Here is a 13,590-nt window from a genome sequence, read left to right on the forward strand (position 1 = left end):
TCATTTGTGTCGCCGCGCTTCGAGGCCAGAATGCGTTCACGCCATCCGGCCATTCTCATCAAAACGGAGTACATCATGACGCAAGCACATCGCGGTACCGCTGTCATTACCGGCGCGTCGTCGGGCATCGGCGCCGTCTACGCGGACCGCCTCGCGCGCCGCGGCTACGACCTGATCCTGGTCGCGCGCAACCGCGACCGGCTGAGCGCCCTCGCCGAGCGCATCACGAACGACACGCAGCGCAGCGTCGAGATCGTCGACGCGGACCTCAACGACCGCGCGGCGCTCGCCGCCGTCGAAGCGAAGCTGAAACAGGACGCGAGCATCACGCTGCTCGTGAACAACGCGGGCATCGGCACGCATGCGCCGCTGCTCGACAGCGACGTCGACGCGATGACGCGGATGATCGACCTGAACGTGACCGCGCTCACGCGGCTGACCTATGCGGCCGTGCCCGGCTTCGTCGCGCGCGGCCGCGGCGCGGTGATCAACATTTCGTCGATCGTCGCGATCTCGCCGGAAACGCTGAACGGCGTGTACGGCGGCAGCAAGGCGTTCGTGCTCGCGTTCAGCCAGTCGCTGCATCACGAGCTCGCCGACAAGGGCGTGCAGGTGCAGGCCGTGCTGCCCGGCGCGACGGCCACCGATTTCTGGCAGACGGGCGGCCTGCCGCTGGAGCACCTGCCGAAGGAAATCGTGATGACGGCGCCGGACATGGTCGATGCGGCGCTGGTCGGATTCGATCGCGGCGAGCTCGTGACGATCCCTTCGCTGCATGCGGGTGACGAATGGGACGCGTACGAGGCCGCGCGCCGCACGATGGCGCCGCATTTGTCGGCCGATACGCCGGCCCCGCGCTACACTGCGGCTCGCTAGGTGTCGGCCGGGCCTGCGCCGCGCGGCGTGGCGCGCACGCCAAGCAGCATCGCGACCGCGCACGCGGCCAGCAATCCGGCGATCATCAGCATCGCCGCATCCATGCTGCCGGTGCGCGTGCGGATCACGCCGACGATCCACGGCGTGATCATCCCGCTCGATACGCCGATGCTGCTGATCAGCGCGATCCCGCCCGCTGCGCCGGCCCCCGCGAAATACGCGGACGGCACGGCCCAGAACACCGGATGCGCGGCGAAGATCAGCATCGCCGCGATCGACAGCAACGCGATCATCGCGACGATGCTCGGCAGGTGCAGCGTCAGCAACGCGAGCGCCACCGCGCCGCCGAACGCGCACGCGGCGAAATGCCGGCGGCGTTCGCGCTTGCGGTCCGAGCGCCGCGCGATCGCGATCAGGCCTGCCGCGCCTATCGCGTTCGGCACGATCGACAGCAGGCTGACGTGCACGACGTCGTGAATGCCGAATTCGCGAATCATCAGCGGCATCCAGAACAGCAGCATCAGCAACGCGGTCGTCAGCGAGAAATAGATGAACGCGAACAGGTAGGTACGCGGCTCGGCCAATACCCGCCGCAGCGAAGCAGCCGCGTGCGCGGGCGCACCGGCACGATCGGCGGCCAGGTCGGCCGCGAGCCGTTGCCGGTCGTCGTCGGACAGCCAGCGCGCGTGTTCGGGGCGGTCGCACAGCCAGAACCATGCGATCGCGCCGAGCAGGATCGCGGGCGCGCCCTCGATCGCGAACATCCATTGCCAGCCGTGCAGCCCGAGCACGCCAGACATCGCGCGCATCAGCCAGCCCGACAGCAGCCCGCCGATCATGCCGGCCACCGCGACGCCCGCATAGAAGATCGACAGCACCGACGCGCGCCGGCGCGCCGGATACCAGTACGTCAGATAGAACACCACCCCGGGGAAGAAACCGGCTTCGAACAGCCCGAGCAGGAACCGCAGCACGTAGAACTGCTTCGCGCTGTCGACGGTGATCATCGCGACCGACACCGCACCCCACAGGACCATGATCCGCGCGAACGTGCGTCTTGCGCCGAAGCGGCGCAGCAGCGCGTTGCTCGGCACCTCGAACAGCACGTAGCCGACAAAGAACAGTACCGCGCCGAGGCTGTACATCGCATCGGTCAGGCCGAGATCCTGCCGCATCTGCAACTGCGCGAAGCCGATGTTGCTGCGATCGAGAATCGACACGATGTAACAGACGAACAGGAACGGCACGATCCGGATGCCGATGCGGCGGTACAGCGCGTCGTTGCCGGGCGCGGCGGAACCGGACTCAGCCGCGTGCGCGGCGTCCGCTTGCAAGGGGATGGACATCGATCGTCTCCTCGATGGATGCGAATACGGGCCGGGCGGGAACCGCGACGCCAGTCGCCGCCGCCCACCGACGGCGACCGGCCAAAGCCGACGTTCAGCCGCGCCGCACGGATTCTCCCTTCACGCCCACCATCAGCGCCACGCCGCTCGCGACCAGCAGCGCGGCGAGCAGGTACACGGCGAGATCCATGCTGCCCGTGCGCGTGCGGATCATCCCGATCACCCACGGGCTGACGATGCCGCTCGTGATCCCGATGCTGCTGATCAGCGCGATCCCGGCCGCGGCCGCATTGCCGGACAGGTAGCGGGTCGGCACGGCCCAGAAGATCGGCAGCGCGGCAAAGACCAGCGTCGCCGCGACCGACAGGCACGCGAGCATCGCCGCGAAGCTGTGCAGGTGCAGCGTCAGCGCCGCAAGCGCGAGGCCGCCGCCGATCGTGCAGCATGCGAAGTGCTTGCGCCGCTCGCCGGTGCGGTCCGAGCGGCGCGCGATCAGCACCAGCCCCACCGCGCCCACCGCATTCGGCACGACCGTGTAGAGACTCACGGCCACGACGTCGGTCACGCCGAAGTCGCGGATCATCAGCGGCATCCAGAAGTTGAGCGTCAGCGACGCACAGGTCAGCGAGAAATAGATGAACGCGAACAGGTACACGCGCGGGTTCGCGAGCGCGGCCAGCACGCTGCGCCCGTCGTGCGCGCCGCCGTGTGCGCGGCCTTCGGCGCACAGCGCGGCGACGCGCGCCTTTTCGTCGGCCGTGAGCCAGGTCGCGTCCTGCGGCCGGTCGACCAGCAACGTGAACGCGGCGAACGCGAGCAGGATCGCCGGCGCGCCTTCGATCGCGAACATCCACTGCCAGCCGTGCAGGCCGAGCACGCCGCTCATGTCGCGCATGATCCAGCCGGACAGCAGCCCGCCGAGCACGCCGGCCACCGCGACGCCCGCGAAGAACACGGAGATCGCCGCCGCACGCCGGTTCGCGGGGAACCAGTAGGTCAGGTACAGCACGATGCCGGGGAAGAAGCCGGCCTCGAACACGCCGAGCAGGAAGCGCAGCACGTAGAAATGCGACGGCTGCGACACGAACATCATCCCGGTCGACGCGAGGCCCCACAGCAGCATGATTCGCGTGAACGTGCGGCGTGCGCCGAACCGCGCGAGCAGCATGTTGCTCGGCACTTCGCAAAACACGTAGCCGACGTAGAACACCGCGGCGCCGAGGCCGTACATCGCATCGCTGAAGCCGAGATCGTGCTTCATCTGCAACTGCGCGAAGCCGATGTTGATGCGGTCGAGAAACGACACGACGTAGCAGAGGAACAGGAACGGGACGATCCGCCACGCGATCTTGCGGAACAGCAGCGCGTCGCTGATGGCGGATTCGGATACGGAAGTCGGCGCCGAAGCGCTCGCGTGCGCGAGCGTCGCTTCGGCGGGAAGCGATTGGGGCATGTCTCTCTCCAAACGGGCCGCGCGATATCGAGCGCGCGGCAGTCTCCGAGGGCGTGCATGCGCCCTGCTTTCTTGTGAGACCGGATACGGCTGCCGGCGCCGCGGCACGATACCGCCGCGAATGCCGCAACCCTCAGTGAAACGGCGAAGCGATCGTGCGAATGCCGCCCCGCCGCGTGCGATTCACTCCTGCAGCGCGGCCCACATGTCCTTGTCGCGCTGTGCGGTCCAGATGCGCGGATGCGCGATGCCGCTCGCTTCGTCGAACGCGCGCGACACGTCGAACGGCAAACAGTGCTCGTAGATGAACACGTGGCCGAACTTCGGGTCCATCGCCTCGCGCGTGAGCGCCATCGCCGCCTTCAGGTCGAGATTGCGCTCGACGGCCTTGCGGCCCTGCGCGAGCAGCGTGGTGACGAAATCCTTCGTGTAGTCGAGGCCCTTGTTCACTTCGACCGGATTCAGCAGCGCGGGGCCGCGGCCGGGCACGAGCTTCTCGGCGCCCAGCGCGCGCAGCGCCTCGAGCGTGGCCGGCCACTGTTCGAGCTGCGCGTCGCCGCAATAGCAGGCCGCGTCGTATTCGACGAGGTCGCCCGAGAACAGCACCTTCTGCGACGGCAGCCACACGATCGTGTCGCCCTTCGTGTGGCCCGAGCCGACGTGCATGATCTTCACTTCGAGCTTGCCGAGGAACAGCGTGATCTCGCGCTCGAACACGAGCGTCGGCCAGGTCAGCCCCGGCACCGTCTCGACGCCGGCGAACAGGCGCGGGAAGCGCTCGATCTCCGACTTCATGTCCGCCTCGCCGCGCTCCACGATCATCTCGTACGTGCCGCGGCTCGCGATCACGTGCTGCGCGCCTTCGTCGAAGTACGCGGACGCGCCGAGCACGCGCACCGCGTGGTAGTGCGACAGCACCACGTGCTTGATCGGCTTGTCGGTCACGCTGCGGATCTTCGCGATCAGGTCCTGCGCCATTGCGGGCGTCGCGGTCGTGTCGACGATCAGCACGCTGTCGTCGCCGATGATCACGCCCGAGTTCGGGTCGCCTTCGGCGGTGTACGCGTACGCGTTCTCGGACAGCTTCGTCCAGGTGACTTTCTTCTCTTCCAGATCGGCTTGGGAGGCGAATGCTTTGGCCATTGTGCGTTCCGTGGCTGCGAGCCATGTGTTGAGGGGAATGAGCGGATCATCGGCTTGCGTTGAATATTTGTCAATGGCAAACGCGCTTGCTATTGTCTAATACGGGTAAACCTGCGGGCTGGCGCTGAAAACGGCGTCGGATACCATGCGGGGTTTCGTCAACGGAAGAATCATCGCGTGCAGAACCACGAAGTCAGCGCGGACGACGCGCAGCCCAAGGCGCAGCGCGGCATCCAGAGCGTCGAGGTCGGCGGCCGGCTGCTCGACGCGTTCGCGCGCCGGCGCAAGCCGCTCGGGCTGTCGGAACTGGCCGCGGCGGCCGAGCTCTCCACCGCGCAGGCGCACACCTATCTCGTGAGCCTGACGCGGCTCGCGCTGGTGAAGCGCGATGCGATCACCGGCAACTACGAGCCCGGCCCGCTGTCGCTGCGGCTCGGGCTGATGTCGATCGAGCGCCAGCCGGCCTACCGCGCGACGCTGCCGCATGCGGCGCGGCTCGCGGAAACGGTCGGCCTGAGCGTCGCGCTGTCGGTGCCGGGCGTGCTCGGCCCGACGATCGTGCGCATCGAGCACGGCGGCTATCCGCTGCACATGAACCTGCACGTCGGTTCGGTGATGTCGCTCGACACCACGGCGACCGGCCGGGTGTTCCGCGCGTTCGGCGACGCCGCGCACATCAACGCGATGGCGGCCAGCCAGGCCGGTGCGGGCGGTACGCTGGCGGGCGCCGAACGCGAGCCGGTCGTGCCGGATGCCGCTGCGCAACACGTCGAACTCGACGCGATCCGCGCGCGCGGCATCGAACGCAGCATCGACCGGCCGAGCCCGGGCGTCAGCGGAATGTGCGTGCCCGTCTTCGATGCGCACGGGCGCCTGCAGCTCGCGTTGACGGTCATCGGTTCGACGGGTTCGATCGATGTCGACTGGAACGGCCCGATCGCCGCGGCGTTGCGCGACGCGGCGCGGCAGGCCACCGCGTCGCTCGGTGCGGTGCGTGCGGAGCCGGCGCCCGCACCGGCGCCGGGCACCGCGCGCGTACCGCCCGCGCTCGCCGACGACGCGAAGGCGCAGCGCGGGATCAATGCGCTCGACAGCACCGGCGACCTGCTGCTCGCGCTGGTGTCGGCGGGCCGCGCGCTGCCGCTGCGCGATCTCGCGACGGTGGCCGGCATGCCGGCGGCGAAGGCGTTTCCGCATCTGGTCAGCCTGCAGAAGATCGGCCTGCTGAGCCGCGACGACGTCGGCTGTTTCGACGGCGGCCCGCTCGCGCAGGCGCTCGGCCTGATCGCGATGCAGCGCGTGTCGCCGACGCGCGACGCGGAAGCCGAGATCGTCGCGCTCGCCGGCGCGACCGACATGAGCGTGGCCGCCGCGACGCTCGGGCCGCTCGGGCCGACCGTGATCCGGCTGGAAGAATCGGCGCGGCCGCAGCACGTGAGCCTGCAGGTCGGCACCGTGATGTCCCTCGTCAATACGGCGATCGGTCGGGTTTTCGCGTCCGGCATGTCCGACGACGTGCTGGCCGACCTGCTCGCCGACGAGCCCGTGCGGCTCGCCGGCGCGCGCACCGCGCCGGACGACGCGGCCTTCCGCTCACGGCTCGCGGCGATCCGCGCGGACGAACTCGATTTCGCGTTCGACGCGCCGGTGCCGGGCATCGGCACGATTGCCGCGCCCGTGTTCGATCACACCGGCAGCATCCGGCTCGTGATCGCAATCATCGGCTCGTCGCGCGGCTTCCCGCGCGGGCCGGACAGCGCGCTGGCGCAGACGCTGCGCGCCGCGACGCGACGGCTGTCCTGGCGCTTCGGGTGGATCGGCCGGTAGCCGCGCCCTTTTCCCCGACGTACGTACGTTCGACTCCGCTTCTTTCTGCCCGCGAGGCCGCGCCGGCACGGCGTCGTCACGCCTGCCCGACAACCGCGGGCCGCCAATGTTCATGTTGCGCAGCAGCAACATGAATTGTCAGTAATTCTCATATAACGAAATCGCATTTCACAAAGCGGGGCCGCTTCGTTATGATTAGGGTTATCCCTAACTCGCCACCTATATGGGGCTTCGTCATGCAAACGTCTAATGTCTCCGATCGTTCCACCCAATCCACTGGCTGGCTCGCACGCGTTGGCGAGCTGCTGGCGGAAGCCTGGGCACTGCACCTCGAGAACTGCGAAGTCATCGCTGAAGCACACGCGCGCCTGCCGCGCTGAGCGGAGCTCCGGTCGCCTGATGCGCTTGCGCTGACGCGCGCCGACCGCGGCTGTTACGCGGCGTATTGGACGGGCGCGCCGGTCATGTAGAAAGAGGCCGGGGTCGTCCTTCCCGGCCGGATACGCTCACCGCATCGGAAGCGTTTCAAGGTCGTCCCGAGGCCGTGTTTCAGGCCGAAGCCGGCGCCGATTCGCATCGGCGCGGATCGTCGTCAGGCGGTTGTCCGGGCGGGAAGCCATTCTTCCCTTCGTGCGCGCGCTGGCGCCGGGCCATGCCGGACGGAAGATTCATCCGTTTTTGTGCTCCCGCGGGCCGTCTGCCCGGCGAGCCTTTCCTGTAAGCCGTTCGCCGGCTTTTCTCCGCGCCCGGGTCCGATCGCACCCGCCGTCGTTACAGCGACGGCCGCGCTCCTGTCTCTCCCCGTCACACCTGAATCGAAGGCACGTCCTTCATGCACCGCAGCGCGAACATCGAACGGCTGTGACGGATGCTCGAAATCCGGTACAGCTTTTCGCGCAGGAAGCGCTCGTAGCCGGCCGTGCCGTCCACCGCGACCTTGATCCAGTAGTCGTACTCGCCCGACACCAGATACGCCTCGAGCACCTCGGGCAGCGCCGCCAGTTCGGCGCCGAAGCGCGCCAGCGCGTCGTCTTCATGGCGATCGAGCGTGACTTCGAGAATCACGATGTCCGCATAGCCGAGCTTGCGCTGGTTGACCAGCGCGACATAGCCGTCGATGTAGCCGTCGAGTTCGAGTTGCCGCGTGCGGTTCCAGCAGGCGGTGGTCGACATGCCGATCTGTTCGGCCAGTTCGGCGTTCGACAGACGCGCATTTTTCTGCAATGCACCGAGGATCTTGCGGTCCTGATTGTCGAGCGTTTTCGGCGTGCGTTCGCGGGTAGCCATGATGAGAAGAATCTTCTACTAAAAATGGGCATTCTATCTGAACGACATTCCGGTTTCAGGTCTGTTTTGCTGGAAAACAGGAAGCCTTTTAACCGGGCCGCTTGATACATTTTCTCCATGCCTGCTGCCCGGCACGCTCCCCGCGATCACCCCCTCGCAACGGGACGCACGGCCGCAATCACGAGTTGCGGTGCCGGCCGGCAGGCATGCGATTCCCCGCCGCCCGCACGCCTATCCGACCGCGTGCGGGGCCGGTGCCTGCTTCCCCGTTCCTGCCCGTCCGTCATGTCGTTCAAGCTTTATCTGTCGTTCCTCGCTGCTTCCGTCGTCCTCATCTACGCACCCGGCCCCGTCAACCTGCTCACGATGAACCAGGCGCTGCGCACCGGCTGGCGCCGCGCGCTGCCGTGCGTCTGGGGCGGCACGCTCGCCGTGCTGCTGCAACTCGCGCTGACCGCGCTGTGCCTGAATTCGCTGGTCCACCTCGACGAACACGCGCTCACCGTGCTGCGCTGGGCCGGCGCCGCGTATCTCGTGTGGCTCGGCGGCAAGCAATGGCTGAGCCGCACGCCGGCCGGCGCAGCCGCGGCGCCGGCCGAGGCCGGCGCCACTGGCACCGGAACCGAAATCGCCGCGCCGGACACCGATACCGGGCGCGCGCTGTTCTGGCGCGGCGTCGCGACGTCCGGCCTGAATCCGAAGACGCTGCTGTTCTTTCCGTCGTTCTTTCCGCAGTTCATCAGCCCGACTGCCGACTGGAGCCTGAACCTTCAATTCCTGCTGCTCGCCGCGACGTTCGCGCTGCTGTTCGCGGGCGGCGTCGCGTCGATGGCGCTGTTCTCGCACCGGCTGAGCCGCGCATTGCAGCGGCCGGCGCGGATGCGGGCGATGAACCGCGTGACGGGCGGGCTGCTCGTCGGGATGGGCGCGATCATGGTCGGCTGGAACTGAAAAAAACACAAATTCTCTGATCAACATGTCAACCGAAACCGCTTCGCCCAGATAAACCGATATTCTTAAGAAAATTTTATCAAAACACATACTTACTTTCTTTTTTTCTCAATCAAATGCACTTCAACCTTAAACCCCATCCTTCCTATGCGCTCCGCGATCGGCTGAAAGCTTACTTTGCTAAAAAATGGCAAATCCAATCCCTTTGACCTCGCCTTTTTTGATACATATGCAGTTCGCATAATTCCATAAACAACGGAATAACTAGCAGTCACGGTCTGATCCCCTTTTCTGGGCAAGAGCTTCACAAATCCAGCTCGACCGTACTTGATTTGGCGAATCTGCACATTATCTCTTAATTGCTGACGAAACTCACCATCACTAACCAAACACTCAGCCGATACCAAGCCCTGATTCCAAAGATGACTAATTGGAGCAGAATCATGCCCATCTTTCAAATGAATAAATTGTCTGCTTTTAGAAAAAAAATCACAAGGCTCAAGATTTGCGCCAGATGCATTTAATGGAGACAATTTAACCTGATCCAAATTCAACAACTCCTTACGGGCATTCAATTCACCAATAAAATCTCTTTCATTAACTGAATTTGTTGATTTTACAAATGGCTTTTTTGATAAATATTTTTCAAAATTCGAAACAACTCGTGCATAATACCCACTGTCAATTCGATACCATGATCCAGCAAAGAGTACATAAGTTGCACCCCCATATTTTGCTTCAAATATAAAGCAGTCATATAACCGCTGACGCTGACGCTTATCCCCCTCCCCATTGACAATTACACGAATTTCGTGACTAGCCTTCAATTCTGACATATCAGCGATATCCGCCATACGTCCAGATCGAAGCTCCGAAACATAGTCTTCAATTTCAACATCCGGATATGTCGCCTTGCTCCCTGATCTAAGTCCACTCCCATAATATCCAATTTCAAATGCATCCTCCGGGTTAATCATCTCGGGAATCGCAATATGAAGACTTGACGACCTTCCATCAACCATCGATTTTAATGAATCAAAAACCTTCTTATCGAGAACCTTTACAACACTTTGGCGATTTTCCGGAACGATATAATCAATAAATTTAAAATCTCTCTCGTAATGCTTTTCACAATATAAATCAAATGCCTCCCTACACTTATCGGCAATCTTAGCAGGATCTATTTTTGCCGTGAGAGACAAAGCATCCTTCCCAACTAGCGCGCGAGCAAACTCTCTATCAGTAGGGGCTCCGCCAGCCAGCCTCAACAAGTCACTCTGCTCATCGATACCAAAGTCGCGCAGATCAGATTTTCTACTTGCCTGAATTCTCTTCTGAATAAGAGTAGTATCCAATTGAGCGACATCCACATTGCGCAAATCACTTCGAGCCACCGCATTGAGCGTCACACGCAATCCGAAATTTTTAACGTAAGAATCCGGATTAAGGAAAAGATGACCACTACCAAATGTTATCGCAAAAAATCGTTTACTCATTCGCAGATCAGAGGGGGTAACCTCCAAAAACAGGACCGCCGAGCAGTGACGATTGGTCAAATCCGGGAGATCTTCTATAGAAAATTCGCGGACAATTTTGACCCAGCTTGGCGGGGCATCTTCGGACTGCGCCGTATACAGATATCCACCCTCGCTTTCTCGCTCAATCATTGTGTGCCCCGAGCGCAAGCCATCTTTGACAGAAGCTCCTTTGTTCATTAAACGAATCGAAAGGGTACTGGATCGCCCACTTAACTTACTGGTCTCTTCGCTCTTCTTTTTCATTTTACAATCCAAAATTTTATGTGACTCTCATCATCCGAACCGAAATCAGGACATTGAGATGAAACTCCATTCTATGTCAAAAAAGGCAAATCGAAATCGGACGGATCGAGCTGTGATTTCTTGAACCGAATTGCCCGTCGCTCCTTGCAACGAGAGGATACTAGGCGCCAGTGCGATTTAACTTCGCTCAACTCCGTTAAAGAGAGTCGCCCCGATTCTGTTCGTGGTCAGTTCGAAGGTACCTTCACGCGTGAACGCGCCTTTTCCCTCTGGCGAGCCCTTGGAACTGCCAAGGACGAGTCGGCTACCTACTCTGCTTACGTGAATAGCCTAGAGTGGGCCAGTACAATCCCGCGATGTCCGAATTGCTCACTTACGGCGGCCTGTTCGCCGTGTCGATGGTCGCCGCGACCCTGTTTCCGCTCCAGTCCGAAGCCGTGCTCGCCGGCCTGCTGCTCGCCGGCCGCGAGCCCGTGTGGGCGCTGGTGCTCGTCGCGAGCGTCGGCAATGTCGCCGGCTCGGCGATCAACTGGTCGCTCGGGCGCGGCATCGAGCACTTTCGCGAGCGCCGCTGGTTTCCGGTCAAGCCGTCGGCGCTGGCGCGCGCCGAGGGCTGGTATGCGCGCTACGGCCGCTGGTCGCTGCTGCTGAGCTGGGCGCCGGTGATCGGCGATCCGCTGACGATGATCGCCGGCGTGCTGCGCGAGCCGCTGCCGACCTTTCTCGTCATCGTGACGATCGCAAAGGTCGGCCGCTATCTGGCCGTCGCGTGGCTCGTCACGCACTGACCTCCGCCCTCCCTTCGCCCGCCTGCCGGTCCGCGATGCGCGACAGCCGCTAAAGATTTCGCGAAAGTTGCCGTATTAACGGGTCCACGAGCGGTGACGCGTGCGTTCCGCCCCCTCTCACTCCACTCAGGATGTTCCATGAGACTGACCCAATTGGGCCGGGTGAGCGTCGGCGCGCGTCTGGCCGCGCTCGCGTGCACGCTCGTCGCCCTGCTGTTTACCGTGTTCGCGTGGACGCTCGCCCATTTCGCCGGCCAGCAGCTCGCCGAAGAAGCGCACCTGCGGATCGACGACAGGGAGCAGTCGATCCGCGCGATGGTCGACCTGTTCGACAAGGCGCTCACCGCCGAAGCCAACCGCTCGATGTCGCTGTTCGCGAGTTTCCTGCCGGCCGACTTCTCGCTCGACCCGGCACGCACGGTCGATATCGGCGGCGTCGCCGCGCCGACCCTCTTCGCGGGCGGCCAGCCGCTCGACCTCGATTACTCGATTCCCGACCAGTTCCTGAAGAAAAGCGGCGCGATCGCGACGATCTTCGCGCGCGACGGCGACGACTTCGTGCGCATCACGACGTCGCTGAAGAAGCAGGACGGCGCGCGCGCCGTCGGCACCAAGCTCGACCGCGCGGGCCCCGCGTATGCGCCGCTGGTCGCGGGGCGCAGCTATACGGGCCTCGCGAAGCTGTTCGGCCGGTCGTACATCACGCAGTACAAGCCGGTGACCGACGCGACCGGCCGCGTGATCGGCGCGCTGTTCGTCGGCCTCGACATCGGCGCCGAGCTCAAGCTGGTCGAAGACGGCATCCGCTCGCTGAAGATCGGCGACAACGGCTACTACTTCGTGCTCGATGCATCGCAGGGCCCGTCGCGCGGCGCCTTCGTCGTGCATCCCGACGCGGCGGGCCAACCGGCCGACAACACGCGCGCGCCCTACGCGCAGATGCTCGCGACGGCCCAAGGCCGGCTCGCATACACGTCGACCGACCCGGCCGCGCACGACGCTGGCCCGACCGCGAAAGTCGTGTCCTTCACGACGATTCCGCAGTGGCAATGGCTCGTCGGCGGCATCGCGCTCGACGACGAACTGCTCGCCACGATGCGCGCCACCCGCAACCGCTTCCTGATGATCGGCGCCGTGCTGGTCGCGGCGTTCGCGACGCTGTTCGTGATCGTCGTGCGTCGCGTCGTGAGCCGGCCGCTGGAAGCCGCCGCCCGCGCCTCCGAGCGCTACGCGGCAGGCGATCTCAGCGTGCGCATTCGCGACAGCGCGGGCGCGGTCGAGCAAGGCAGCGCGGGCAACGACGAGATCGGCCGGCTCGTGCAGGCGGTCGACGGGATCGGCGACGGCCTCGCGCGCATCGTCGCACAGGTGCGCAACAGCGCGGCCGACATCGCGCACGGCACGGTCGGCATCGCGGCCGGCAGCGGCGACATCGCCGCGCGGATCGCGACGCAGGCGAGCAGCGTCGAGCAGACGGCCGCGAGCATGGAGCAGATCACCGCCGCCGTGCAGCAAAGCGCCGAGCACGCGGCGCAAGCCAACGCGCTGGTCGCGGACGCATCGGCCGCCGCGACGAACGGCGACGCCGCGGTGCAGCGCGTGGTCGCGACGATGGACGACATCGGCCGCGCGACGCGCCGGATCGCGGAGATCACCGGCGCGATCGAAGGCATCGCGTTCCAGACCAACATCCTCGCGCTGAACGCGGCCGTCGAGGCCGCCCGCGCGGGCGAACACGGCAAGGGCTTCGCGGTGGTCGCGGCCGAGGTGCGCGCGTTGGCGCAGCGCAGCGCGGCCGCGGTCAAGGAGATCGACGCCCTGAGCGCCGAATCGTCGACGACCGTCGAACAGGGTTACCGGATCGCGGACGCCGCGCGCGGCACGATGCGCGACATCGTCGCGCGGGTCGACCAGGTCCGCACGCTGATCGGCGAGATCAGCGCGGCGTCGCGCGAACAATCGACCGGGATCGAGCAGGTGAACCTGGCCGTCACGCAGATCGGCGAAGCGACACAGCAGAATGCGACGCTGATCTCCGATGCCGAGCGCGCGGCCGTCGCGTTGCGCGACCAGGCCGCGCAGTTGTCGGACGCGGTCAGCGTGTTCCGGCTCGAACGCAACGCGTGACGGGCGACCGA

At 64.6% G+C, this 13,590-nt stretch carries 10 protein-coding genes; 5 read left to right on the plus strand and 5 right to left on the minus strand.

Annotated features, from left to right (window positions below):
- Positions 1-75 precede the first annotated feature (75 nt).
- Positions 76-876 (plus strand): SDR family NAD(P)-dependent oxidoreductase, encoded by an 801-nt coding sequence (locus tag KR541_RS27310; RefSeq protein ID WP_050010985.1) that lies wholly within the window; start codon positions 76-78, stop codon positions 874-876.
- On the opposite strand, the gene KR541_RS27315 is transcribed toward KR541_RS27310, so the two are convergent.
- From KR541_RS27315 to KR541_RS27325, 3 genes are all read right to left on the minus strand, one after another.
- Entirely contained in the window at positions 873-2,222 is a 1,350-nt protein-coding gene (locus KR541_RS27315; RefSeq protein ID WP_050010984.1) for an MFS transporter, read from the minus strand. The two genes, KR541_RS27310 and KR541_RS27315, sit on opposite strands and share 4 nt — an antisense overlap.
- A gap of 94 nt (positions 2,223-2,316) precedes the next feature.
- Positions 2,317-3,675 (minus strand): MFS transporter, encoded by a 1,359-nt coding sequence (locus KR541_RS27320; protein WP_216089916.1) that lies wholly within the window; start codon positions 3,673-3,675, stop codon positions 2,317-2,319.
- 183 nt (positions 3,676-3,858) lie between these two features.
- Positions 3,859-4,818, minus strand: coding sequence for an MBL fold metallo-hydrolase (locus KR541_RS27325; RefSeq protein WP_124593332.1), 960 nt, complete (start codon positions 4,816-4,818; stop codon positions 3,859-3,861).
- Between the two features lie 177 nt (positions 4,819-4,995).
- On the opposite strand from KR541_RS27325, the gene KR541_RS27330 reads away from it, so the two are divergent.
- Entirely contained in the window at positions 4,996-6,645 is a 1,650-nt protein-coding gene (locus tag KR541_RS27330; protein ID WP_216089917.1) for an IclR family transcriptional regulator, read from the plus strand.
- An 804-nt stretch (positions 6,646-7,449) separates the two neighbouring features.
- Here KR541_RS27330 and KR541_RS27335 read toward each other — a convergent pair.
- A complete protein-coding gene (locus tag KR541_RS27335; RefSeq protein WP_006479115.1) occupies positions 7,450-7,932 on the minus strand; it encodes an Lrp/AsnC family transcriptional regulator in 483 nt (160 codons plus the stop codon).
- A gap of 285 nt (positions 7,933-8,217) precedes the next feature.
- Here KR541_RS27335 and KR541_RS27340 point away from each other — a divergent pair, with 285 nt between their 5' ends.
- Positions 8,218-8,883: a LysE family translocator gene (locus KR541_RS27340; protein WP_216089918.1), complete on the plus strand. Its 666-nt coding sequence runs from the start codon at positions 8,218-8,220 to the stop codon at positions 8,881-8,883.
- 92 nt (positions 8,884-8,975) lie between these two features.
- Here KR541_RS27340 and KR541_RS27345 read toward each other — a convergent pair whose 3' ends face one another.
- Positions 8,976-10,664, minus strand: a complete 1,689-nt coding sequence (locus KR541_RS27345; protein ID WP_204384251.1) for a DUF6119 family protein — start codon at positions 10,662-10,664, stop codon at positions 8,976-8,978.
- 356 nt (positions 10,665-11,020) lie between these two features.
- On the opposite strand from KR541_RS27345, the gene KR541_RS27350 reads away from it, so the two are divergent.
- Positions 11,021-11,452 (plus strand): YqaA family protein, encoded by a 432-nt coding sequence (locus KR541_RS27350; RefSeq protein WP_204384250.1) that lies wholly within the window; start codon positions 11,021-11,023, stop codon positions 11,450-11,452.
- A gap of 138 nt (positions 11,453-11,590) precedes the next feature.
- Positions 11,591-13,579 carry a methyl-accepting chemotaxis protein gene (locus KR541_RS27355; RefSeq protein WP_089489337.1) on the plus strand — a complete coding sequence of 663 codons (1,989 nt, stop codon included), beginning with the start codon at positions 11,591-11,593 and terminating at the stop codon, positions 13,577-13,579.
- Positions 13,580-13,590: the final 11 nt, after the last annotated feature.

The organism is Burkholderia sola, assembly GCF_905400185.1.
In the GTDB taxonomy this organism is placed as follows: domain Bacteria; phylum Pseudomonadota; class Gammaproteobacteria; order Burkholderiales; family Burkholderiaceae; genus Burkholderia; species Burkholderia sola.